The organism is Haloferax prahovense DSM 18310, assembly GCF_000336815.1.
Lineage (GTDB): Archaea > Halobacteriota > Halobacteria > Halobacteriales > Haloferacaceae > Haloferax > Haloferax prahovense.
In genome coordinates, this window is the sequence record NZ_AOLG01000058.1 from 162,006 (window position 1) to 184,461 (window position 22,456).

The 22,456-nt window shown below is 59.0% G+C and carries 15 protein-coding genes; 8 read left to right on the forward strand and 7 right to left on the reverse strand.

Annotated elements, in window-relative coordinates:
* Positions 1 to 13: 13 nt before the first annotated feature.
* From C457_RS19240 to C457_RS19930, 3 genes are all read right to left on the reverse strand, one after another.
* The gene (locus C457_RS19240; RefSeq protein ID WP_049913734.1) at positions 14 to 811 is read right to left on the reverse strand and encodes an IclR family transcriptional regulator; all 798 of its coding nucleotides are present in this window, start codon (positions 809 to 811) and stop codon (positions 14 to 16) included.
* Positions 812 to 1,465: 654 nt separating this feature from the next.
* On the reverse strand, positions 1,466 to 2,269 hold the full coding sequence (locus C457_RS19245; protein ID WP_008097275.1) for an inositol monophosphatase family protein: 804 nt from the start codon (positions 2,267 to 2,269) through the stop codon (positions 1,466 to 1,468).
* A gap of 579 nt (positions 2,270 to 2,848) precedes the next feature.
* Positions 2,849 to 3,004: a universal stress protein gene (locus C457_RS19930; RefSeq protein WP_008097277.1), complete on the reverse strand. Its 156-nt coding sequence runs from the start codon at positions 3,002 to 3,004 to the stop codon at positions 2,849 to 2,851.
* 154 nt (positions 3,005 to 3,158) lie between these two features.
* Here C457_RS19930 and C457_RS19250 point away from each other — a divergent pair, with 154 nt between their 5' ends.
* Both C457_RS19250 and C457_RS19935 read left to right on the forward strand, forming a co-directional pair.
* Positions 3,159 to 4,553 carry a GntP family permease gene (locus C457_RS19250; protein ID WP_049913735.1) on the forward strand — a complete coding sequence of 465 codons (1,395 nt, stop codon included), beginning with the start codon at positions 3,159 to 3,161 and terminating at the stop codon, positions 4,551 to 4,553.
* A gap of 64 nt (positions 4,554 to 4,617) precedes the next feature.
* A complete protein-coding gene (locus C457_RS19935; protein ID WP_083864328.1) occupies positions 4,618 to 5,064 on the forward strand; it encodes an SDR family oxidoreductase in 447 nt (148 codons plus the stop codon).
* On the opposite strand, the gene C457_RS19255 is transcribed toward C457_RS19935, so the two are convergent.
* Together C457_RS19255 and C457_RS19260 are read right to left on the reverse strand one after the other, a co-directional pair.
* The gene (locus tag C457_RS19255; protein WP_233514291.1) at positions 4,960 to 6,456 is read right to left on the reverse strand and encodes a family 43 glycosylhydrolase; all 1,497 of its coding nucleotides are present in this window, start codon (positions 6,454 to 6,456) and stop codon (positions 4,960 to 4,962) included. The two genes, C457_RS19935 and C457_RS19255, sit on opposite strands and share 105 nt — an antisense overlap.
* 295 nt (positions 6,457 to 6,751) lie before the next feature.
* Positions 6,752 to 11,599, reverse strand: coding sequence for a glycoside hydrolase family 2 TIM barrel-domain containing protein (locus tag C457_RS19260; protein WP_152420043.1), 4,848 nt, complete (start codon positions 11,597 to 11,599; stop codon positions 6,752 to 6,754).
* A gap of 386 nt (positions 11,600 to 11,985) precedes the next feature.
* Here C457_RS19260 and C457_RS19265 point away from each other — a divergent pair, with 386 nt between their 5' ends.
* The 6 genes from C457_RS19265 to C457_RS19280 all read left to right on the forward strand — a co-directional run bounded on the left by C457_RS19265 (position 11,986) and on the right by C457_RS19280 (position 19,699).
* Complete coding sequence (locus C457_RS19265) at positions 11,986 to 13,539, forward strand: family 43 glycosylhydrolase (RefSeq protein WP_233514293.1); 1,554 nt, start codon at positions 11,986 to 11,988, stop codon at positions 13,537 to 13,539.
* A gap of 567 nt (positions 13,540 to 14,106) precedes the next feature.
* A complete protein-coding gene (locus tag C457_RS20290; RefSeq protein ID WP_152420044.1) occupies positions 14,107 to 14,808 on the forward strand; it encodes a hypothetical protein in 702 nt (233 codons plus the stop codon).
* A 3-nt stretch (positions 14,809 to 14,811) separates the two neighbouring features.
* Entirely contained in the window at positions 14,812 to 15,522 is a 711-nt protein-coding gene (locus C457_RS20295; RefSeq protein ID WP_152420045.1) for a hypothetical protein, read from the forward strand.
* A gap of 107 nt (positions 15,523 to 15,629) precedes the next feature.
* Complete coding sequence (locus C457_RS20300) at positions 15,630 to 16,085, forward strand: hypothetical protein (RefSeq protein ID WP_152420046.1); 456 nt, start codon at positions 15,630 to 15,632, stop codon at positions 16,083 to 16,085.
* 121 nt (positions 16,086 to 16,206) lie between these two features.
* Entirely contained in the window at positions 16,207 to 17,808 is a 1,602-nt protein-coding gene (locus tag C457_RS19275; protein ID WP_152420047.1) for a transposase, read from the forward strand.
* Positions 17,809 to 19,087: 1,279 nt separating this feature from the next.
* On the forward strand, positions 19,088 to 19,699 hold the full coding sequence (locus C457_RS19280) for a molybdenum cofactor guanylyltransferase (RefSeq protein ID WP_008097293.1): 612 nt from the start codon (positions 19,088 to 19,090) through the stop codon (positions 19,697 to 19,699).
* Here C457_RS19280 and yqeC read toward each other — a convergent pair.
* A complete protein-coding gene (gene yqeC, locus C457_RS19285) occupies positions 19,696 to 20,427 on the reverse strand; it encodes a selenium cofactor biosynthesis protein YqeC (RefSeq protein ID WP_008097295.1) in 732 nt (243 codons plus the stop codon). The genes C457_RS19280 and yqeC overlap by 4 nt on opposite strands.
* A 51-nt stretch (positions 20,428 to 20,478) precedes the next feature.
* Complete coding sequence (locus C457_RS19290) at positions 20,479 to 22,233, reverse strand: aldehyde ferredoxin oxidoreductase family protein (RefSeq protein ID WP_008097297.1); 1,755 nt, start codon at positions 22,231 to 22,233, stop codon at positions 20,479 to 20,481.
* Positions 22,234 to 22,456: the final 223 nt, after the last annotated feature.

Genomic DNA, 22,456 nt, shown 5'->3' on the forward strand with positions numbered 1-22,456 from the left:
TCGCTTCTCGCACTCACCCTTCGTTCGCCTCGTCCGCTTGAGTCCGATATAGTTCCGCGACGCCCTGTTCGAACCGCTCGGCGGCACGTTCGAGCAGTTCCACCTGCGTCGCCCGCGTCTCCTCGTCGATAACGTAGGCGGGACCGCTCAGATTCAGCGACCCGTACACCTCACCCCGCGGCGACTTCACGGCCTTTCCGATGGCCCAAAAGCCCTCGACCGCCTCGCCGCTGTTCTCGGCGTACCCTTGCTCGCGAACCGTCGCCAGCTCCGCGAACAGTTCCTCTTCGGTCGTGATGGAGTCGTCCGTCGCCGCCGGCAGTCCCCAGCGGTCGATGATTTCCCGCACCCGCGTCTCCGGGTACTCGGCAATAATCGCCTTGCCCGAACACGTCGTGTGGACGTGAAACGGACTGCCATCGATGAGAAATCGCGGGGAGTTCGCGAACTCGAGGTCGCCGTACAACGAGACGATGCGGCCGTGTTCTTCGACCGCGAAGTCCGCGTCCATCGACGACTCGCTGTCGAGCCACGAGACGGTCTCTTGGGCGACCCGGTAGTAGTCCTTGCGTGTTCTGACGTAGTCGCCGAGGTGGCAGAACTTCGCACCTAACTGGTACTCGTTGTCGATGTTCACGACGTAGCCGTACTCCGCGAGCGTCTTGAGGTGGGCGTGGACGGTGCTCTTCGCGAGATCCGTCGCCTCGACCAACTCGCCCATCGTCGCTCCCTCCAGTTCGAGGATGTGGTCGACGAGCGCCAGCGAGGCGGCGGTCGTCTTGAGCACGCCGGACGGGTCGTGTCTATTCATGGAGGGGAATCCACGGTCAGGGGTTAAAGATGTACCTCCGTTTGCGGGGGCCAGCCATACCGACCAGCGACCGAGACTCGATGCTGAACGCCCGGGGGTAAACGACCGGTCCTTTCTGCTCGGCGACGCAGTTGGTTCCGGAAAGCCGAACGTTTATACGTGCTCTCTGAGGTTGACAATAGTTAACACACGTCTTAGAGATGTTTACGAAGAATACATATTGGAATTATCTGTTTTTCGGCGGGGGAACCGACTTGCCTCTATATACGTATTCGGAAGTTAGGAACGCCGAGTCTCCCGAGACGCGTGAGGTTCGAATTTACGGGCGAGTGAGGGCTTGAGACCGCCTCACTCGTCACGGCTTTCGGACGCGTGAACGTTTAAGTGAGGTCGCGGACTGGGCGATGCCACCGAACTAACATCCGCACCACGTGTCGGCGGTCCGTGGTCTCGGCTTTCGTTCTCGGTCGGTTCACGGCGAACTCCCGTCCGTAGCCTCGTGACAGAATTATTATGTTCGTGGGGTCTCTCGGGGGTTACGTCTCTCGCCGACGGGGTTTCTCCCCATCCTCATTACAGACATAACTGTGTAATTCTGACGCCCCGGCCACCCGTCACGAAGTCTGTCCGGTCGGGTGGTGGGGGGCGGTGCCGTTATCGCGTCGCCTCGAACGCCGCCTGCGCCGCTTCGAGCACCTCGTCGTGTGCGTGTCCGTTCGACGCGACGAGACCCGGCTGACCCGGTCCCCACCTGTTTCCGTGGAGGTCGGTTACGGTTCCGCCCGCGCGTTCGACGAGGTAGACCCCGGCCACGGTGTCCCACGCGTTCGGTTGTTCGTCGAGCCCGACGACGGCGTCTATCGACCCGTCGGCGAGGCGCGAAAGCGTCAGTTGCGTCGTCCCGAGCTTCCGCATCTCGCCGAACGTGCCGAAGATGTCTCCCGCGAGTCGCTCGATTCCCGGCCGGTCACCGTCCTGATACCGGAGCGTCGAGGAGACGAGAAACGCGCTGGTGTTCGACTCGTCGTTGACCGTGATCGGCCGCCCGTTTCGCTCGACTCCCTCTTCCGTGGCGATGTAGGTGTCTCTCGTCTCGGGAGAGACGTTCACCGCCGCAATCGGCGTCTGGTCTTTGACGACGGCGACGCTCGTCACCCACTCGCGGGCACCTCGGGTGTAGTTTTGCGTCCCGTCTATCGGGTCGATAATCCAGGCGTATCCCGACTCGGGGACAGTCTTCAGTTCGTCTTCCTCCTCGCCGACGACCGCGTCGTCGGGGAACCGCTCTCGAATCGTCGAGATAACCCGCCGTTGTGTCTCGCGGTCGACTTCCGTGACGAGGTCTATCGCGTCGCCTTTCTGCTCGATATCGAGTTTGGTTCTGAAACGCGCCGACGCGTGGTCGGCACCTCTCTCCGCGGCGTCGATTGCGACTTCCTCGCGGGGGTCCGTGTCCATAGCGACTATGTACTACACGGCGAGAAAAAGCCTCGGACAGCGGTCAAGCCTTCGCTGTTTTCTGGCGGTAGACGACGATAGCCGTCGGTTAGTTATTTTCCGAGGGTGCAGGCGTTCTGAGGCACACAATGTACTAGTTCGCGAAATCTCTGCCGTTCTTTCTCTCAGAACGACTAACTGCGGTTCGATAATAGTACGGCACCCCGAGCGAGGCGCTGCGCCCAACGTGGCCCTCCTCCCGAGGCTACGAGTTTGCGGGGCTGAAATCTGTTCTTTCGGTGTCTCGACCGCGAGGTTGTACTCTCGCGGCGACTTACCAGACTGACCGCAAGACGCGCTGACAGTTGCCGCCGAACGATTCCTCGTATTCTGTATTCTAACGCACTTCGGAAATCCCGCTGTAATCGCGCTTCTGTGGTCAGAGAACCGGATATCCGAACTAAACTGCTCGTTTCTATTACACAATTATCTGTGTAATGCTTTGTCAGTTTGTTGTATTGACATTCTCAAATAACAAACAATATATTCACAACTGGGGGTCGCCAGTCGAGTACCGTCTCCAGTCTCGCTGGGGGTCAGTTACAGAAGACGCGAGCGTCGAGTTTTGTACTCGTCTTCCGTCGTCACGTGAACGAGGACCACGTCGGCACTCATCTGCTCGGCAATCGAACCGGCCTCGCGGGCAACCTGCTTCGAGGTCTCGGATAGGTCTACAACAGCTAGTACTCGGTCCATATCGCCTGCACGTGAGCCCTGTTTGAAGGCACTACGAGTTGGTGACTCACAGACGTTCTCCGAAGACCACACAGTTCCAACGGCCACCAAACACAATCATTCATTGACATATAGTAACGATTATTAACTAACATGATTGACTGACAGACGGATCATGACGGTGGAGTTCGTCCATAGTCCACTACTTACGTTCGTAGTTGGGCTCATACTAGTTGTACTGTTCCTCGTCGTGTGGGACCTCCCTGCGTTCGTGGGGTTGGGTCTCGCCGCGTTCTCCGTCGGCATCGTCAACTCGGTGTTCGTCTCTGACTTCGCTCTCGTCGATGCGGCGACGAGAACGGCAGCGGCGTTCGGAAACGGGATGGAAGGTATCGGTATCCCGATCCTCATGGCGGCAATCATCGGCAAGTCGATGCTCGAAAGCGGGTCCGCTCAACGTGTCGTGCGGACGTTCCAATCGCTCGTCGGAAGGGATAACTCGGAATTCGCGCTGTGGGGAAGTAGCACGGTCCTCTCGATTCCGGTGTTCTTCGACAGCGTCCTGTTCCTTCTGGCGCCGCTCGCCCGCTCGATGCGAGCACGCCGCGGAAAGAACTACGTGTTGTACCTCATCGCCGTGGGCGCCGGCGGCTCTGCGGCGCACGTGTTCATTCCACCGACTCCCGGTCCGCTGGCAGTCGCCAGCGAAGTGGGCGTCGACCTCGGCATGACGATGGCTGTCGGTGTGGCCGTCGCGATTCCCTCGGCGACGATGTCCGGACTCGTCTTCGGCCATTGGGCCAACGCTCGGATGGATATCCCGCTCCGAGACTCGATGGGGACGACGACCGAAGAACTCGAAGAACGGGCACAGCAGAGCAGTGGCTCGCTTCCGGGGACGTTCGAAGCCGCGCTCCCGATACTCCTCGCGGTCGCGTTAGTGAGTTCGCTTACGATTCTCAACACGCTCGAACCGATTTACCCGTCGCTCGCGGTTGTCAGACCGGGAGTCGCGTTCATCGGCGACAAGAACGTCGCCATGACTATCGCTGGGCTTACAGCGGCGCTCACGTACCTCCGTTGGTCCGACCTTTCGCGTTCGCTGTGGGAAGACGAACTCACTGAGGCCCTGAAGAGCGGCGGGAACATCGCTGCAATCACCGCGATGGGTGGCGCGTTCGGTGCGCTGCTCGCCGCGTCAGGAATCGGCCCGTACATCGCCGATAGCCTCCGTGGGATCGGCATCGGACTGCTGGTGACCGCGTGGCTTATCGCCGCTATCGTCCGCATCGCACAGGGATCAGCAACGGCCGCGATGCTGACGACCGCGGGTATCATGGCACCGCTGACGAGCCAGCTCAACGTGCACCCCGCGTACCTCGTCATGGCAATCGGCTCGGGCGGCATCATCTGTTCGTGGTACAACGACTCCGGCTTCTGGCTGATGAAGGAAATCGGCGGCCTGACACAGGTGGAGACGCTGAAAACGTGGACGGCGCTGACGACGATTATCTCGGTTACGGGAATCGTCTCGATTCTCGTCTTCTCGACTATCGTCCCGCTCGCGTGAATTTCGGCCGTCGAAACCGAGCGTCAAACGGAAGCGACGCACGCACCGAAACCGCAGCCGCGTAATCTCGTGGTGTCTTTCTCACCTATCGCTCGGCAGTGAATCTCCGAATGGTCGATTCTCGTCCCGAGTTCTCGAACCCGCCGAACACGCCACCCGGGTCAACGCCGTCACACCGGGTGCCGTCGCCCCGGACGCCGTCGACACGGGGACCGGCTCCGACGATAAGACCGAGTCAGACACCGAACTGACCGTCGCGAAGAAGTCGTGGCCGATGGACGGTTCGCACCGCCCGAGGACCGGGTCCTATCTCTTTCCCGCCAGCGACGACGCGTCGTTCGTCACCGGCCACTTGCTGTACGTCGACGGCGGCTGCGCCGTGCTGTGGCCCCGGTCGGTCGCTCGGTCAGACCGAGGTGAACGTCCACAGCTGGTGTTCGCCGCCGTTGTCGCTCCACTGCTGGACGTTGTCGCCGTCGGCGGTGCCCGCGCTCGCCACCTCGGCGAGTAGCCCGCTGTTCGCGTTGACGAGGCGGTACTGACCGCCGCCAGCGTCTTCGATGGTCCAAGCCTGAGTCGGGTTGGTGGTGTTGCTGTACTGCCGGATGTTGTCGCCCTCCGCCGTGCCGGCGTTCGCGACCTCCAGCCAGAGGCCGCTGTTGACGTTCGTGATCGCGTAGGTGCCGTCGCCGTTCGCCGTGACGTCCCAGTCCTGACACGCGTGGTCGGTGTCGGCGTACTGGCGGACGTTGTCGCCGTCGGCCGTTCCGGCGTCGGCCACTTCGAGCAGTTTGCCGCTGTTGACGTTCGCGATGTGGTACGTGCCGTCGGCGATGGGACCGCTCTCACAACCGGAGGGCTCGCCGGGGACGGGAGCCTCGCTGCTCGGCACGCCGTTGCAGGCGATGACCGGCCAGTCGTTGTTGTCCCACTCGATGCGGTCTTGCATCATGTAGCGCGTCTCGTCGTCGGCGGTCGCCTCCACGTGGTAGAAACACCACCAGTCGCCGTCGGGGCCCTGGAAGACGTCGTTGTGTCCCGGACCCGTGAACTCGCTGTTGCCCTGGAGGATGGGAACTCCCTGATGGGTCTCGGTGAGGTCCCGCAGGTCCGTGCCGTTCTGGTTGTAGTACGGTCCCGTGAACGACGTCGCGCGGCCGCATTCGAGGCGGTAGGTGCTGTCGTAACCCTCACAGCACTGCCCCGACGAATAGAACAGGTACCAGTAGCCGTTGTCCTGGAGCATCACCGGCCCCTCGATCATCTGGCCCGCCATCTGGAACTCGGTGCCGGGGACGATGTCGTCCATCGCGCCGTTCATCTGGACGGCGTAGATGCCTTCGTAGCTGCCCCAGACCAGCCACGGCTGGCCGTCGACGATCACCGTGTCCGCGTCGATGCAGTTCGTCAGGTCGAGGTCGCCGCTCTCGATGACCGGTCCCTGGTCGGTGAAGGGGCCGTCGGGTGTGTCCGAGGTGGCCAGGCCGATTCCGGCGTTGTCGCTCCCCCAGACCGACAGCGAATAGTAGAGGTGGTACTGGCCGTTGTGGTATCGGACGTCGGGGGCCCAGCAGCCCGGGTCCGACTCCGTGGGGTGCCAGCCCGGTGTCTCCGTGAGCGCCGGCGCGATGTACGACCAGTTGTACATGTCCGTCGACTCCGCGATGGGGATGATGTCCTGGGGCGTCTCCGTTCCGTACGCGTAGTAGGTTCCGTTGTCCTCGATGATCGACACGTCGCCGAACCCGATCGGCCCGACCGGGTTGTGGTAGTGCGTGGAACTCTCGTCCGCACTGGCCGTCCCGCTCAGTCCGAGGCCGCCGACGGTCGCCACCGCTCCCGCCCCGAGCGATTTGAGTACTGTCCGTCTATCGATGTTGTTGTCGCCATGACGTTTCGTCATGTCTTCTAGCGCACAGGTTGTACGTATATAATGTTTGTTGATAACACACATGCTAGCTCGGTCGGAACCGCGATGAGAGGACCGACGGCAGCACGGCAGACTGAACAGCAGTTCGGAAGGGAAGCTACGAACGATATCGGGTTGAACCTCCTGCGATACCGACGACGCTCTTCGCTCTGCGACTCTCGGGCCGATTTCTGGCTCCGGTTCGGTTCTCGACACCGAGTTCGCGTCTGCTACGCCCCGCTTCTGTTACGAGCGGGCAGAACGAGGACCGAAGACCGAGGCCCGAACGCTACTCCTGAGCGTCGGGGAGTCGTCGGTTCGCAAGCGCCATCGGGTCGTCGTCGGGGTCGAAGGGCCGAAGGACGACACCGAACGAGGTCGACTCAACCGGAACCTGATACCGGTCGAGTGGTTCGGTCGGCGTTCCCCCGAGGCCGGTCACCCGGTGGTCGAGGTTGAACCCGATGGACCCGCGTTCCTCCAGTTCGGATTGGTGTTCGGCCGCCGCGAGATTCGTCCACTGTTCGAGGCTGACGTTCGCATCCTCGGCTCCGAACGTCCCGAGGAGAGACACCTCGCCGTCCGAGAGCGTCGCCCACCGCGTCTGGGCCTTGTTCCCGTTGTCTGTTGGGGGGAGGTAGGGGACGTACTGTTCGTCCACGGTTCCCTCGTAGCGCCCGATTGGGACGCCCCACTTGCGGTCGGGGTAGGTCTCCAGCTCGCCGCGACCGTACCACTCGAAGTCGCCGAATCGCTCGGGGAGTTCGAGTTGGACGCCGACCTTCGGCAGCCAGCCCTCGACCGTCTCGCGAAGCCCCTCGTTGGGGCGGGCCTCCACGTCGACAGCGACATCGCCGCTCCCGTAGACGCGGTAGTGATAGCTGGTGGCGAAGCCCGGACCGTTCGCACCTTCGACGCTACTGAACTCGTCGAGCGGCAACCACGCCACAGCGCCGTCGAGCGGCGTATCCGCGGCGAGTCCCCCGAGTTCGTCTTCGGAGAGCGCACGGTCGTAGATGCGCACCTCGTCTAGTGCGGTTCCGTCGGCGACGCTCGAACCGACCTGCGTCGGCGCGTCGATGTGTTGTAGCGTCCCTTCGTAGGATCCGGTTCCGAGACGCTCCCCGTCGACGAACAGCGTCATCTCGCTGCCGTCCCAGACGCCCGCGACGTGATGCCAGCCTTCCGTCCAGTCGTCTGGAACCGGTCCGTCGGCGACGTGCCAGCCGTCGGCGTTGAATACGAACTCCAGATACCCGTCACGACCGTTCTCGCGGCGCTTGAGCAGATACTGTCGTCCGCCCTTGGAGACGTAGACCTGCGCCGCGCCACCGTCCTGTGGCTCGCCGGGGCGGACCCAGAACTCGATTGTGAGTCCCGCGTCGGTGATGTCGAGGCTCTCGGACTGCCCGAGCGAGAGCGTGCTGTCGTTCGTGAACTCGACGGCCTGCCCGGAAGCACCGGTGACGATTCGGGCCTCACCCGTGAGCACGCCGTCGTTGTCGTGTTCGGAACGGTCCGGCGTCTCCAGCCGACGGGACGGTTCGGTGCCCTCGGCGAAGCCCTCGACTGCGACCTCGACCAGCGACTCGTCGCGGCGCTCGACCTCGACAGACTCCACGGAATGAGTCAGTTCGTCCAGACCCGCCTCGTACCACGAGAGCGCGGGGGCGCTCCCCCACTGCTGAATCTCGTTCATCACCGGGGCGCGCCACGAATTGAACAGCGGGCCGCGTTCGAGTAGTTCGGTTCCCTCGTACGCCATTGAAGACAGCGTCCCCACGTCGTCGGCGACGACATACTCGAAGCCGTCACCGGAGATGGTGATATCGCCGGCTTCGTCGACCGATAGCGGTCCCATCGAATCGAGCGACGCGGATTCCGGTTCTGGCGCGTCGACGGGGACTTCTAACTGCTCGAACGCGACTTCGTGACCTGCGTCGGCGTACGCGGTGCTTTCCGCGAGTGTGAATCGCACCGTTAGTCGGCACTCGACGCCCGCCCCGGGATTCGACGGCGCTTCGACGGGGAGGCTGACGCGGCGAGTCTCTCCCGGACCGATGTCGACATCGAAGCCACCGGAGCGGAGCGTTTCGCCGTCGGCGGTCAGTTCCCATCGCCCCTCGACGGCGTCGAGGGACGTGAAGTTGTAGCGGTTCGAGATGTAAATCTCGCCCGCCGCAACGTCAGCGTCGGCGACGCCGACCGGCTGGTGGCTGTGTTTGAGTTGCCACAGTTCGGGCTGTGGGTCTCGATCGGACCAGACCAACCCGTTGAGACAGAACGCCCCGTCGGGGCCGTCGCTGTGGTAGAACTGGAACGGCTCGCCGTCCGCCGTGGTGTCGTTCAGGTCCTGGTTGACCCAGTCCCAGATGAACCCGCCGACGAGGCTCTTGTCTCGCAGCAGGTCGGCGAAGTCGTACGCGACGAGAGCACCGTCCCTTCGTTCGCCGTCGGCGTCGCTCGTCTCGTCGGGGTTCACAGCGCGGTCGTAGATGCCGACGCCGTCGACTGCGAGGTCACCCTCGCCACCGACTCGGACTGGCTCCGTACCAGCGGGAAGTCCCGAGCCGGAGCGATTCGACGTGCCTGCGCGCTCGCCGTCGACGTAAATCGCGAGCGCGTTCGAGTCAGCGACGCCGACGATGGTCGTCCAGTCGCCGAGGCCGCCGTCGGGAATCGGGGCTGTGGCCGTGGCCGTGCCCTCGGCGCCTCCGACCGAGAATTCGATTTCACCGTTCGAAAGCGTCAGCGCGTACCTGCCTTCGTCGACGACGATGGGGATGTCGCCCATCGCGGCACCCTCGTCGACGGAAATCGTCGCGCCGACCGTGAACTCGCCGTCGTGTTCGAACTCGGGGTTTCGTCGGATTTCAATCGCGTCGCCCGCGCCGAGTTCGACCGTCCCGTCGGTGTTCCCCCCCGGTGCCGCGTCCGGCCCGGGAACGACGTCCGGCGACCCGACGAGCACGCCGGGGGTATCGGACCCTGCCCGGTCGGTCGCTTCCCGGACTGGCGGCTTTATGTGCTCGTTCCACATCTCGTGGACGAGTCCCAGACTGTTTCCCATCGCGTGGTTGTACTCACCCATCACCACGGGACGGAGTCCGTCACCGATGTACGACCCGTCGCCGACCGACAGCAACGTCTCGATGTCCGCGTATCGTGGTCCGAGCATGTCGCTGTACTCGACGTTCCAGCCGCCGCCGTTCGGTTGGTGGTAGAGCAGGCGGTCGGACGCTAACCCCTCCGCAGTTCCCTCGAATGACTCGACCGTTCCGACGCCGCTCACGTCGGCGGTATCCTCGGGGATGTACTCGTCAGAGTCGGCCGCTAGCGACGCCATCTCGAGGTGTTCGGCACCCGTCCCGGCCTCGTTGCCGGTCGACCAACTGAAAATCGAGGCGTGATTTCGGTCTCGAAGTACCATTCGGCGGAACTGCGCGACCGCCTGGTCGTGGTAGACCTCCGTGTTCGCGAGCAGTTCCTGCCACCAGTGGCTCTCGACGCAGACTTCGTCTTGCAGGTAGAGTCCGTACTCGTCTGCGAGCCGGTACAGCGACGGGTCGTTCGGGTAGTGGGAGGTCCGGACCGCGTTGATGTTGAACTGCCGCATCGTCTCGATGTCCTCCCGAACGCGCTCGATTGGTACCGTCCGCCCGAAGTCGGGGTCGGTCTCGTGTCGGTTCACGCCCTGAATATCGACCGATTCACCGTTGACCAAAACCTCGGCACCGTGTTGTCCGCGGGTCGTCTCGTAGGTTCGGAAGCCAACTTTCTCCAGCATCGCTTCCGTCGGCTTGCCGCCGGCGGGAGCGAGTTCCAACACGAGTTGGTAGAGGTTCGGATGCTCGGCCGACCACTTCGCGGGGTCCGTTACGTCGGCATCGAGTGTGACTACCGCACCGTCTTCGTCCACGGCCGCGGTCGTTGAGAGGGTCGTAGCCTTGCGCCCGCGGGGCGGCCCGCGGCCGGACCCGGTGTTGTCCGGTGGGTCGCGACCCTGGGGTGCCTCGCGGCCCTTTTGTTTCCCGTTGTCTCGACCTGCCGCGTTCGTACCGTTCCCACGCGGTGGTCCGCGGCCCGGTTTCGTGCGGGAGGTCTCGTAGAGGTGCGCGCGGACCTCGTACTCTCCCGCGGGCGCATCGCCGTAGTTCGCGATTTCGGCATCGATACGAAGCTCGCCGTCTTCGTAGTCGTCGTCGAGGTCGGTGCGCGCGTAAAAGTCCCTGAGGTGTACCGTCGGCGTCGCGAACAAGTAGACGCTTCGGAAGATTCCGGCGTACCGGAACATGTCGATCGTCTCCAGCGCCTCGCTGTCGGACCAGTGATACACCTGCACCGTAACCTGGTGGTCTCCGCCGGCCTCGACGTGGTTGCTGACGTCGAACTCGGCGGGCGTCATCGACCCCGTCCGGAAGCCGACGTACTCGCCGTCGACCCACACGAAGAATGCCTGCTTGACGCCTTCGAAGTGGAGGAACGTCTCGCGTCCGTCCCACGCCTCTGGCACTGCGAACGACCGTCGGTACGTGCCCACGGGGTTGAGGCCGTCGTCGTCGATGCCCGGAACGTCGACGGTGCCGTTCCCGTCGGGCACCAAATCACCTTCCTGACTCGGCTCGTAGGCCTCCCACGAGATGGCATTGTTCGCGTAAATTCGCTGGCCGTACCCCTGCGTCTGCCAAACACCGGGAACGTCTATCGACTCCCACTCGTCGCTCGCAAGGCCGTCGTACGAGTCGGGAAGGTCGGCAGGCCTCTCGTGGAACGCGAACTGCCACTCCCCGTTGAGTAGCTGGACGTACTTCGACTCCGCGAATCGCGATTCGAGTTCGGTAAACGGTTCGTCCGCCGTCCGGGCCGCGTGCACGGACCCGTAGGGAACGGCGGTCGTAACGTGCGTTGGCTCGACGTTCTCGGCGACTATCTCGGGGGCTTCGAGGTACGCCGCGAGATTCGAGACCCGGCCGGGCGACCCCGGCGCGTCCGTCTCCGCCGCGGCACCGGATTTCGAACCGGCTCCCATGGCTACCGCGGCCATTCCGGTCGCCTGCAAAAACTTCCGTCGCGTCGGCGTGAGCCGACTATCGGGTGACTGTTCGGTTTGTGTCTTCCGCCGATTTGAGTGTGTCATGGTGCTTCGATGTGCGGTAGGAGGTCTAGATCGCTCGTCAACCGCCTTCCTGACGCGCAGTTGAGGAACTACGACCGTCAAACTATAATCATATACAGTTAACTTAATTCTAATGGCAGTATTACATAGAACCAATAGAAAATGCACGGAGTATTATCTGATTGATGACTACTTGTCACTGAATAGCCGGCTCGACCCGTAATCACACCGTGTTAGATAACTGCTATTTTGGGGCCACTCTCGCCTCGTGGCTTATGATGTGGTCTCTCCCCGTCTGTCGTTCGAGAAGCCGATTCCACTATCGTGTTCACCCGGAGTGAGAAGAAACGAGTCAGACAATAACAGTAAAAAACATTATGTATGTGTGTCTATAGTTTAGCAGTTGCATGGCAGAAGATGACAGTGGCATGAACAGGCGGAACGTCTTGAAAAGCATCGGTATCGGCGCTCTCGGTTCGACTCTTGCAGTGGCGGGGAGCGGGTCAGTCTCTGCGACGACGGACGATTCGACACACTACCACAACGCACTCTACGGCCCTCACTTCCCCGACCCGACGATTCACCGGGACGGAAACGGAACCTGGTGGGCCTACGGAACGAACATGAATCGGAACAACGACTCTGACGAGTTGCTCGTCCCGATTCTGCGCTCTGACAACCTCCACGAGTGGACCTACGTCGGTGAAGCCTTCGACTCCCGTCCGGGCTGGACGTACGGGTCCATCTGGGCACCGGACATCCACTACTACGACGGAGAGTGGGTGATGTTCTACTCGCTTTCACCCCGCCCGTGGGAGAGCGGTGAGTTCGGTATCGGCCTCGCAAAGTCCGACACACCGAACGGCCCCTTCACTGACTACGGCCAGATTATCGGTGACAACGACCACGCGGGCGGCGGGTCCATCGACGGGTACTTCGTCGACTACAACGGCACGCCGTATCTGTTCTGGGGGAGTTTCCAGGGAATCTATCTGATGGAGCTCACCTCGGACCTACAGGACTGGAAGCCAGGGACGCTCCAACAGGTCGCCGGTGACGCCTACGAGGGGTCGACAGTCTTCTACCGCAACGGCTACTGGTACCTGTTTGTCGCAACCGGGACCTGCTGTAACGGCTACAGCAGCACCTACGAGGTGGAAGTCGGGCGCTCGACGAACTTCTTCGGGCCGTACACCGACGTGTCCGGAACGGACATGATGAACTACAACAGCGACAACGCCGGCATCGCGCAACTCACCTCGAACGGTCGGTTCGTCGCGCCCGCCCACGGCGACATCACGACGGACGACAACGGGCAGGACTGGTTCGTCTATCACGCCTACGACCGTACTGGGCCGGAGTACGTAGACGGCGTTCCGGCCCGGCAGTTCTTCATCGACCGTGTCGAGTGGACAGACGACGACTGGCCCGTCATCGCCGGAGATAAGACGCCCAGTCTCCAGTCGGTCGAACCGAACACCAACGACAGCGGCATCCTCGCTGACGGGATTTACGAGATCCAGAACGTCAACAGCGGGAAAGTGATGGAGGTCGCAGATGCCAGTACGAGCGACGGTGCGAACGTTCGGCAGTGGACCGCGAACGACTGCAACTGCCAGCGGTGGTGGGTTGAGTACATCGGCGGCGGCGAGTACCGCATCGTCAACGAGAACAGCAACCGTGCACTCGACGTGCCGGACGGGACGACCACGGACGGCGCGAGTCTCCAGCAGTGGCCGTGGTACACCGGAGCGCCCCAGAAGTGGAACATTATCGACAACGGTGACGGGACCTACCGCATCAAAAATATCGCTACTGATGACGTTGCTGAGGTGTACAACGCCGGGACTGCTGACGGAGACGACGTCGTCCAGTGGCCGTGGAACGGTGGGGACAACCAGCGGTGGAACTTCAACTTCATCGGTGGCGTTCAACCTCTCTGGGACGGCCGCCCTTGGTGATCGGCGTTACTGCGTCACAACGACGCTGATCCAGCACCGCAGCCTCTGACTCCGCGTTGCAATGGCAGTCGTTTAGGTTGCTCGCGCTCGGCGCATCGTCGTGGCACCGACGCGCCGTTTCTCTGTTCGAACGTGGAATCCACTTTGTACCTCTAAGACCAGCACTCGGGTGCGTCTAACATTCGATTACAGATAGCTCGACTCGACTTCTCTGAACCAGATACACGTTCTGTCTCTGAGAGTTCACTGATGCTTGTGTTGAAAGGAAGTGACGCATCAAGCTATCCTCCGAAACTGTGGACACAACCTCGGAGGATGGAAGTGTTGCGTGTCTTCTGTTCAGGCAAACTAAGACTGGAATTGGAACTGCCTGTTGATTTTGATTGTGTGTCCACCGTAATGAATTCGAAAACGCAAGACAGGAAGCTAATAGGAGACAGACATCACAGTTATCGATGAATTCGGGCTAAATCTGTTGCCACCGCCTAGCTCGCTGGAAACATCTGAAAATAAACATTGCCAAAATGTATTTATAACCTGTGTATTTATAGTAGAATATAAAACATCATGGATAGAAAACATAATGAGGTGACAGGAGTTGCGAAATCCCGTCGTAGCGTTCTGAGAAGTATGGGTATTGCCGGTTTCGGAGTTACTGGTCTGAAATCAGTAAACTTCCAACAAGTTGGGAAGACAAAATTCATCGAAGCCAGGTACGAACACAAGGTAGAATCGATGAGTGAGGAATTGAAGGTAGCTTCAATGAAACATATCGATTATCCATATGAACATTACGTTGATGAGAATAGTAAACAGCTATCTCTCAAAAAATTCGCACGCAACTCGACGGTCAAGTTATTTAAACAAAATAGTGCAGTCGTTCAATTCGAGGGAGAATATCAAACCCCCGGGCCGAACCTCAGTTCAAAGAGTGGTACGATTGTGACAAACACTGGCAGTGGTTTTCGACCACTGATGGGACTCTCAGCTGCAACGCAATATAGTGCTCCGCCCTTCTCGGCCTCATTTCAAGGAAAGGTGGGTCGAGTTGGTGGTGAAAGATCTCTGGAGCACCCAGAAGCGGCTGAAACCACGGTTGAGCTTCCTACCCGGCCAGTCCAAATTCGCACACACAAAAAACGATTACCACCGGAAAAGCGCGACACGGTCGAAGAGGTTGAGACAGTACAAGTAACTCCCCAGTTGAAACTGCGGAACCACGGTGAGGTCGCGGTTTCAACTGCTGATGCAGAAAATTCACAGAGGTAAATAATGGGATACACATTAGAAGGTACGGCAGTCGGCGGTGATACGAGTAAAGACCATACGATGCGAATTAATCTAATGAAGGCAGCAAATCCACCAATGTCTGATCTGGATGCTGCTTTCGATGCCGTTGTAAATGCGTGTGAGCAGATCCAGAATCGTCAGACAAGCCATAATATGGAGATTCCAGGGTATGTGGTCAAAAAATATACTACGGATAAGAATATTAATTGTACAAGTAAATTTGACTCTGGGAACCAATTCTTAGATAACCATGGTTTTACTGAAGGACAATTCACCTGGATCTACGAGTGTAACAATGATAATGCAGCCGAAGCTGCGATAAAAGGGGCCTGGGAGTCTAGGTCCCAAGGGTTCGTTTCGAACGGCTCTAGATGGTATGACGAGGAACATATGCTGGGAGTGATGGCTATTCACGAGTCATTCCACCCTTTCCTCATTGATTACTGCGTCCAATTACAGATGCATACGGGGGCGCAAGAACACAGCCTTGGTCACGACATCGTTGAAAACAATCAGAACATGTGTACGCCCATGGCTGCTTCGTATGAGGATGACCCAGATTATGACTTCGAGCAGAGTGGAGAATGTGGACAAGACTACAACACTGACGGTGTTACTGAGACGCTGAGTGATTGTACAATTAAAGCGATGCAGGATTCCCGTGATCACGCATATCACAATGGGGTACACTAGGTACGCTCTAGGTGCCCTCCAATTCACTAAGGATCGTAAGGTGATTAACGGTACTTAGTGAGGCCAATACATATTCATGGCCTCATATCAAATCCACAATCCCACTCATGAAAAAAATCTACAAGTTGTCTATTGTTATTGTAGTGATTCTAGTTGCAACAGTATCTGTCCCTAATTCTCCCTATAATCCCTCAGTCCACAGCGAAAAGATTCCATATGCCCCAGATCGACCACCTCAACTAAACAATTCGAGCGTTAAAGAGTATGCAATTAATTATGAAGAGACGGTGCTGTATAATGGGCTCCTATACTCTCGTGGGTTGAGTCGAGACAGGGGCGATGAGTTCATTAATGATTGTACTGTTACCAATTTAGAAAAACAATTATCTTCAGAGTTTGTCGTCACCATGAATTGTCATGGTGAAATTAGAGACATTTACAGAATCATCCAACCAACTAATTTCAATTACGAAGTAGTATATCGGATCACACCGGAGTCCACAAAACAGTTATCAATTAAAGGATACCCAATAGATGATAGCAGGTATCTGAGAGAATCATGAATGTGTGGTAGCCAAAGATGTGAAATATCTTTTAGAATTCTTCCGCAAGAGCACAGTCTAGATACTGGCTTGAACTATCGCTTGTCGAGGTATTGATGAGCAGCGTTGAAATATCGGTCGTATGGAAGCCCGTGCTGCTCGAATGACCGATGCTTTTCTTGTTGGTCTCGACCTTCGAGAATATCTTCGGTTTGGAAATTCGCTTTCTGAAGCATTCGAAAAACTTGAGATCCGGGTCAATACGCTTGAGGACAACTATCTTGAGTGGCATCCATCATCGTATCCGTTTCATGGGATGCTCAAACTCTTCTTCTACCGCGAAGTCACCGGAGACAGTTATCGAGAACTCTCCAACCACCACGAACTCGCCTCAGCGTGTGGCCTCGACCGTATTCCTGACAAGTCAGCACTGTCGAGGACATGGCGTAACCGCTTCGACGACGCCACCCGTGAGTTTGTCAAACGAGGCGCACACCTGCTCGTCAAAAATATCCACGACTTTGGCCCATCTGTTGCCGAAGTACGTCCTAAGCACGAAGTTATTGATTCGGAAGAACGTGGCTCAGAGAAGTCTGGAAGTGGAGAGAAACAAGAAGCCACATTCAATGATAAACAGATATTTCGAACGACTCGTCTTGCGCGTGAACACTGCTTCACACCATTCGACTCTGGCAGAGCAGACAACTCGTCGTATGATGATTCTCGGTTCTTTGAGTTGCAGACGTTCATGGGGATGGTCGGGTGTGGAACTGCCCAAGGCGCAGCACGCTTTCAGTACCGACGTGGAAAGGAATACGGCCCGCATGGAGATACACACCTCCGATCAGTCAAGCAATTCGATCCCGAATCTCTCCTCGATGGCTTTGACACTGCCACTGACCAACTACTTTCAGTAACCGAGTCTAAAGTCTCATTTCGGCGGCCAGTGACCGTCGCACTTGACATTACCACAGTGCCCTACTTCGGTGATGTTGAAGGAATGTCAATGGTGAGCGGGACGAAAGACGGTGATGGACGTGCGTTCAAGTTTGCCACCCTCTCGATTGTTGGGCAGAACGTCCCGCTGGTCTTGGCTGTTGAACCGGTTCGAGAGAGTTCAGCGTGGGATGACAATCCGCCGAATCGAATTCATAGTGTTGTTCGGCGGCTGGTTCGCCAAGCGAAGGAACACGTCCCTATCGAGATGGTACTCTGTGACCGTGAATTCGACTCAATGAGGGTGTTTCAAACGCTCTCGAACCTTGGCGTGGACTACCTAATTCCAAAGCGAATCACCAGCTCAGAGCATAAGGCGATTGAACAGATGGAGCGAGACGGCCAAGAAGTCGCTGTTGAGTCAGCGTCTGTCCACGTCGAACAGGGGTCACACGCGATGCAGTTCCTCTACGTCCCGTCGACAAAGTCAGATGGAACGACTGTCTTTGGGACGAATGCTCGTGTTACACCAGATGAGGCCGAAGCATTCTGTCGGCGATACAGTAGTCGCTGGCAGATTGAAAACGAGTACAAATCAATCAAACACGATTTCTTGGCGAAAACATCGTCGAAGGATTATCGAGTTCGATTGTTCTACTTCGTGTTTGCTGTCCTCTTGTACAACATCTGGCGGCTCACTGACTTTCTGTTGAAAGCTGCTGCTGAGGGTGAGATGGACTACGCACCAGTCATTACTGCTGGAGAGTGTGTTGAGTTGGTCTCTTCAGCGTTGCTTCCACCTGACTAATTGGGTGGACACTCCGGCTTGCCCCTCGTGAGCGGTGGCACTATTCCTGGGCAGAACTTTTCGGATGATTTCTGACAATCACAGAGGATTAACTGGGTTGGACAAGTTTTCTAGCGCACTTTTCCCCGTAATCTAGACTAACTCAGTGGCAAATCAACGCTAAAATTGCCCATCCTCGGAAACTGTGCTATCTCCATGGCAACAGATGATATTGCGCTATACAATTTATGAATCCCCGACTATCGTATTGCGGTACAAGACGAGTGAAAACAGGAGATCGACACCCCGAACCTCGTAGAATAGAACTGTGAGGGCCGAAGAAGCTATTTCCAGAACTAACGCTCGATGGTTCAACATCGAGTCGCAGTACCGAACTGGCGACGCACTGGAACAGCCAACCACTACATTCCGATGTCTCACCTGCGAGCTGCTTGTTCGGTCCACAACTCCCGGGCCGGAGCACCCAAACCGGGCCTCCGCCGACCAATCCGAATCTGAATCCGGGATTTTCGAGACAATCGGCGATTATGAAATATATTTGAATTGAATACTAGTATCGTTGTCTGTAGTAGACAACGAGGATTAGTAAAATAGTGCTCAAAGAGCGCCATCAGATTATATATCATATATCGCTATATAAAATGTCATCCGCGCCGTAGGGCACAGTTTCGGAGTTTGGGTTCTGTTGCGTGCCTTATTTTCACGCCAACTGAATTTGATTAGGCTCTCACCTTGCAGTTTTCGAATTTAGCACNGCACAGTTTCGGAGTTTGGGTTCTGTTGCGTGCCTTATTTTCACGCCAACTGAATTTGATTAGGCTCTCACCTTGCAGTTTTCGAATTTAGCACGGTGAGAGAACTTGAAAAGATTTTCTGAGTAACATAAAATCAGAACCGGCAGACTGCTCCTATTTCACCGTTGTTGTGCTTGAATAGAAGGCACGCAACACTTCCATCCTCCGAGGTTGTGNCATAAAATCAGAACCGGCAGACTGCTCCTATTTCACCGTTGTTGTGCTTGAATAGAAGGCACGCAACACTTCCATCCTCCGAGGTTGTGAGATAGCTGACTCGGAATTCATTCTGGATTCTCAGCCCATTTTACAATATAGAATAACACAGCTATCTGTGTAATGGTTCCAGTACGTTTTCACCCCCTCACATGTCCCAAAATCAAACGTTCTGACTCCTCAAAAGGCATCGAACACACAGAATGGACCAGATCGATATCCGATTCGTAGCACAACTGCTTTGGACAACGAAAATGAACACGCTTAGTATGCGAACCGGTGTCATCATCGCCGGCGGGTACTCGACGCGGTTCGGTGCGGAGGACAAAGCAGTCGCTTCTCTCGCTGGGACCCCTCTCATCCGTCGCGTCGCCGACCAGATGGTCGGTGTAATCGATAGCCTCGTCGTCAACTGCCGACCGGAACAGGCTGATACGCTCCGAACCGCGCTCGACGGTTACGACCACCCGATAACGATTGCAGAAGACGCAGAGTGCGACGAGGGGCCGATGGCGGGAATCCTGACCGGTTTGCGGGCCGTGGAGACGGAGTACGCGTTCGTCGCCGCATGCGATATGCCCTTTCTCGAACCCGCGCTCATCGACAGACTGTTCGAGCGGGCGGGCGGTCACGACGCTGCCGTGCCGCGGGTCGGTGACGGCTGGTTCCAGCCTACTCACGCGGTGTACCGTGCCTCGGCGATGGCCGACGCTTGTGAAACCGCGCTAGCTGAAGGGAGCCACAAAATCATCGACCCGCTGTTCACGCTCGACTACGTCGTCCTCGGGGAGGACGAGGTGCGCGAGTACGCGAGCCTCGATACCTTCGAGAACATCAACACCCCCGAAGAGCTCGCTCACGCGGCGGAACAGTTGCGCTAGCGTTCTACGACGGCCACGACGGGGTCAGACGCCGTCAACTGCGTCAGTACGACGCGTGGGACGTCCGACTGAGCCAGAACGTCCGAAGCAATCTCCCGTGCGACAGCCTCGAGGGCCGCGTCGTCGACCTTGTTCAGCACGGGAATCACTGTCGCACCGTCGGGGACATCCGCGTGGCCGCCACGTTCGCTGGTGAGTACTGTTGCGACGTCGGACGGGCGGATCGTGTCGCCGAGTTCGAGGTCGGTGAGGGCGGCGACCCGCTCCGGGCGGTGGACGCACGCTTCGGTAAGCGGTTCGCCGACCGCGTGGACGCTGGCGATGGGGAGGACGGTGTCGGCAGTCTCCGGGAGTTGTGGTTCGCGGTCACCTGGTGCCTTGAAATCGCGCATCCGCGCGCCGTCGGCCTTCACCAGCACGGCGTCGGTGGCGTCCGATTCTCCGATGGCGTCGACCACGTCGGGGTCGTACCCGCGGTAGCGGTCGTCGCGGTCGCGGTCGGGAACGACGCCCACCGGCCAGTCCGCCACCCGTTCGAGCGCGGCAGCCGGGCGCTCGGTCACGACCACGTCGGCGACGTGCTGGTCGAAGATGGGGATGCGGACGGTGGCCGTCACGACGGCGCGGTCGAGTTGACGCGCCAGCGCGTACAGTGTGGACTTTTTACCGCCCGCGCCGACGACGCAGACCACGCCGCTTCGAGCGCAGAGCAGATCGGCGAGCGTCATATTCGCTCCACGGGTAGTGTACAGTTCGCCGTCCCGCCGTTCGTGTGGTGTTCAATCATGGAGGTGGTCGAAGTCCTCGGTGAGTTCAGTAAGGTCGAGGCGGTCGATAGTCTGGGCCGTCGGCACGCCGTTTTCGTCCCAACCACGGCGGCGGTAGTACGCGTCGAGCATCGAGTCGAAATCGTCGCTCTCGACGACTGCACCTGCGCGTGGCCCTGTCCCAAGCGGCTCTTGGAGCGTGGCCGGCAGCGCATCGTCCTCGCGCGAGATACCTTCACGGACGTTGAACAGGCGCGTCACGTTCCAAACTCGTTCGCCGACTGTGGCGAGTTCCCCGACGGTTTCGAGGCTGACCGATTCGAGCCACTCCCGGCCGAGGTCGTCGAGCGCGTCGCCGAAAAAGTCATCGGCGATAAGACTCCAGAGTATCGACCGCTGGTCCTGTTCGCGAGTGACCTCCGCCGCGGTCCGGTCGGCTCCCCAGTTCCCGTCGAACACCTCGCGCTCGATGGGTCGCGCCCGCCGATGGCACGCACCCCGATCGCTGGTCGCGTACGCGAGTGCCATGCTCTGCGCGCCGCGCGGGTCGTAGGCAGGGAGCTCCATCGACTTCACCGTGGGGACGAGGTCTCGCCCGCCGAACTGCGTCGCCGCCGCTTCGACTCCGTCCGCGAGCGCGTCGCCGAGGTCTGACTCGCGTTCCGCAATCTCCCCTAAGAGGGCGCGTGCTCCGTCGGGGTCACCGAACGAGAGTGGGCGGTCGAGTACGTCGGCGGCGTTGGCCTTGATGGTCCATGCGACTGCGCTACCAGCGCTAATGAGGTCTATTCCGAGCCGATCACAGGTCTGTCCCAACGCTGCGACGGCGTCGAAGTCGTCGATGTCGAGTCCGGCTCCGAGCGACATCGCGGTGGCGCCGCGTGGGACGTAATCGCCTTCTTCCGTGGCCACGCGATACCCTCCCGGAGTCGTCGCCTCGGCGTATTCGCGACCGACGGCTCGGTCTTCGACTGTCGTGATTCCTACTTCATCCGTCTCGTCGAAGTGTCCGCCACTCCAGCCTCGCGTCGAGAGTGCGCCGATTTCGTTCGCGAAATCGATCGTCTCGACGGTCCCGCTGGCACGTAGCCACTGTCCGGTAGAGGTCTCTCGGTACTTCGTCGTGTAGGCCTCTCGCAGGTCGTCTAACCCGTCAGGGGGGTCTCCTTTCGCGATGATCGCCTTCAGCCGCTTCGAACCCATCACCGCTCCCGCTCCCCCTCGGCCCGCGTGGTGGTCGCCGGCGTCGGAGGCGATCGTGGCATATGCGATCTGTCGTTCTCCCGCGGGGCCGATACACGCGACAGACGCGTTCGGGAACGCTCGGGCCGTTTCGACCGTACTGGCTCCCCACGTCTCGGCGGCTTCGATTGTCGCGCTCCCGTCTTCGATGACGAGGTGAACGGGGTCGGACGCGATGCCCGTTACGAGCAGGCCCATGTGCGACCCGAGCGCGCCGGCCAGGGAGTCGGGAAACTCACCCCCCGCGTACGAGTCGAGAAAACACCCTGTCAACGGGGATTTCGTGATGGCGGCGTATCTCGAGTCACCCGGGAGATAGCCCGAGAGCGGGCCAAGCATGAACAGAATCGCGTTTTCTTCGCCGAGCGGGTCGACGCCGGCGTCGAGTTCGTCGTAGAGATAGCGGGCACCCAACCCTTTTCCGCCGACGTATCGCTGTCGCCACCCGTCCAGAATCGGCGTACTCTCGACCGAGCCGGCGGACAAGTCGACTGTGAGGAGTCGGTCAGCGATTGGAGGCGCCATCTGGTCGTTCGTCAGTACCGGCGACCAAAAAGATGATGCCGTTCTCGCGGACCGTCGAGCGATTTCGAGGGGCGAACGTCTCCGACAAAGACGCACAGTTCGGTTTGTTCGGTGTTCGAGGTGCCCAACACGAACGGACAGGAAACCAGAAATATCAAAGAATAGTTATGATGTGTTTTTCACGACGGCAGTTCGGAGAACGGCGGGTTCTGTCTCCTGTGTG

Bases quoted from the DNA above. Each gene is read 5' to 3' on its own strand.
- C457_RS19255 (WP_233514291.1), bottom strand. From the start codon at position 6,456: ATGACGAAACGTCATGGCGACAACAACATCGATAGACGGACAGTACTC.
- C457_RS19265 (WP_233514293.1), top strand. From the start codon at position 11,986: ATGGCAGAAGATGACAGTGGCATGAACAGGCGGAACGTCTTGAAAAGC.
- C457_RS20300 (WP_152420046.1), top strand. From the start codon at position 15,630: ATGAAAAAAATCTACAAGTTGTCTATTGTTATTGTAGTGATTCTAGTT.
- C457_RS19245 (WP_008097275.1), bottom strand. From the start codon at position 2,269: ATGGACACGGACCCCCGCGAGGAAGTCGCAATCGACGCCGCGGAGAGA.
- C457_RS19930 (WP_008097277.1), bottom strand. From the start codon at position 3,004: ATGGACCGAGTACTAGCTGTTGTAGACCTATCCGAGACCTCGAAGCAG.
- C457_RS19275 (WP_152420047.1), top strand. From the start codon at position 16,207: ATGGAAGCCCGTGCTGCTCGAATGACCGATGCTTTTCTTGTTGGTCTC.
- C457_RS19290 (WP_008097297.1), bottom strand. From the start codon at position 22,233: ATGGCGCCTCCAATCGCTGACCGACTCCTCACAGTCGACTTGTCCGCC.
- C457_RS19260 (WP_152420043.1), bottom strand. From the start codon at position 11,599: ATGACACACTCAAATCGGCGGAAGACACAAACCGAACAGTCACCCGAT.
- C457_RS19240 (WP_049913734.1), bottom strand. From the start codon at position 811: ATGAATAGACACGACCCGTCCGGCGTGCTCAAGACGACCGCCGCCTCG.
- C457_RS19250 (WP_049913735.1), top strand. From the start codon at position 3,159: ATGACGGTGGAGTTCGTCCATAGTCCACTACTTACGTTCGTAGTTGGG.
- C457_RS20290 (WP_152420044.1), top strand. From the start codon at position 14,107: ATGGATAGAAAACATAATGAGGTGACAGGAGTTGCGAAATCCCGTCGT.
- yqeC (WP_008097295.1), bottom strand. From the start codon at position 20,427: ATGACGCTCGCCGATCTGCTCTGCGCTCGAAGCGGCGTGGTCTGCGTC.
- C457_RS19280 (WP_008097293.1), top strand. From the start codon at position 19,088: ATGCGAACCGGTGTCATCATCGCCGGCGGGTACTCGACGCGGTTCGGT.
- C457_RS20295 (WP_152420045.1), top strand. From the start codon at position 14,812: ATGGGATACACATTAGAAGGTACGGCAGTCGGCGGTGATACGAGTAAA.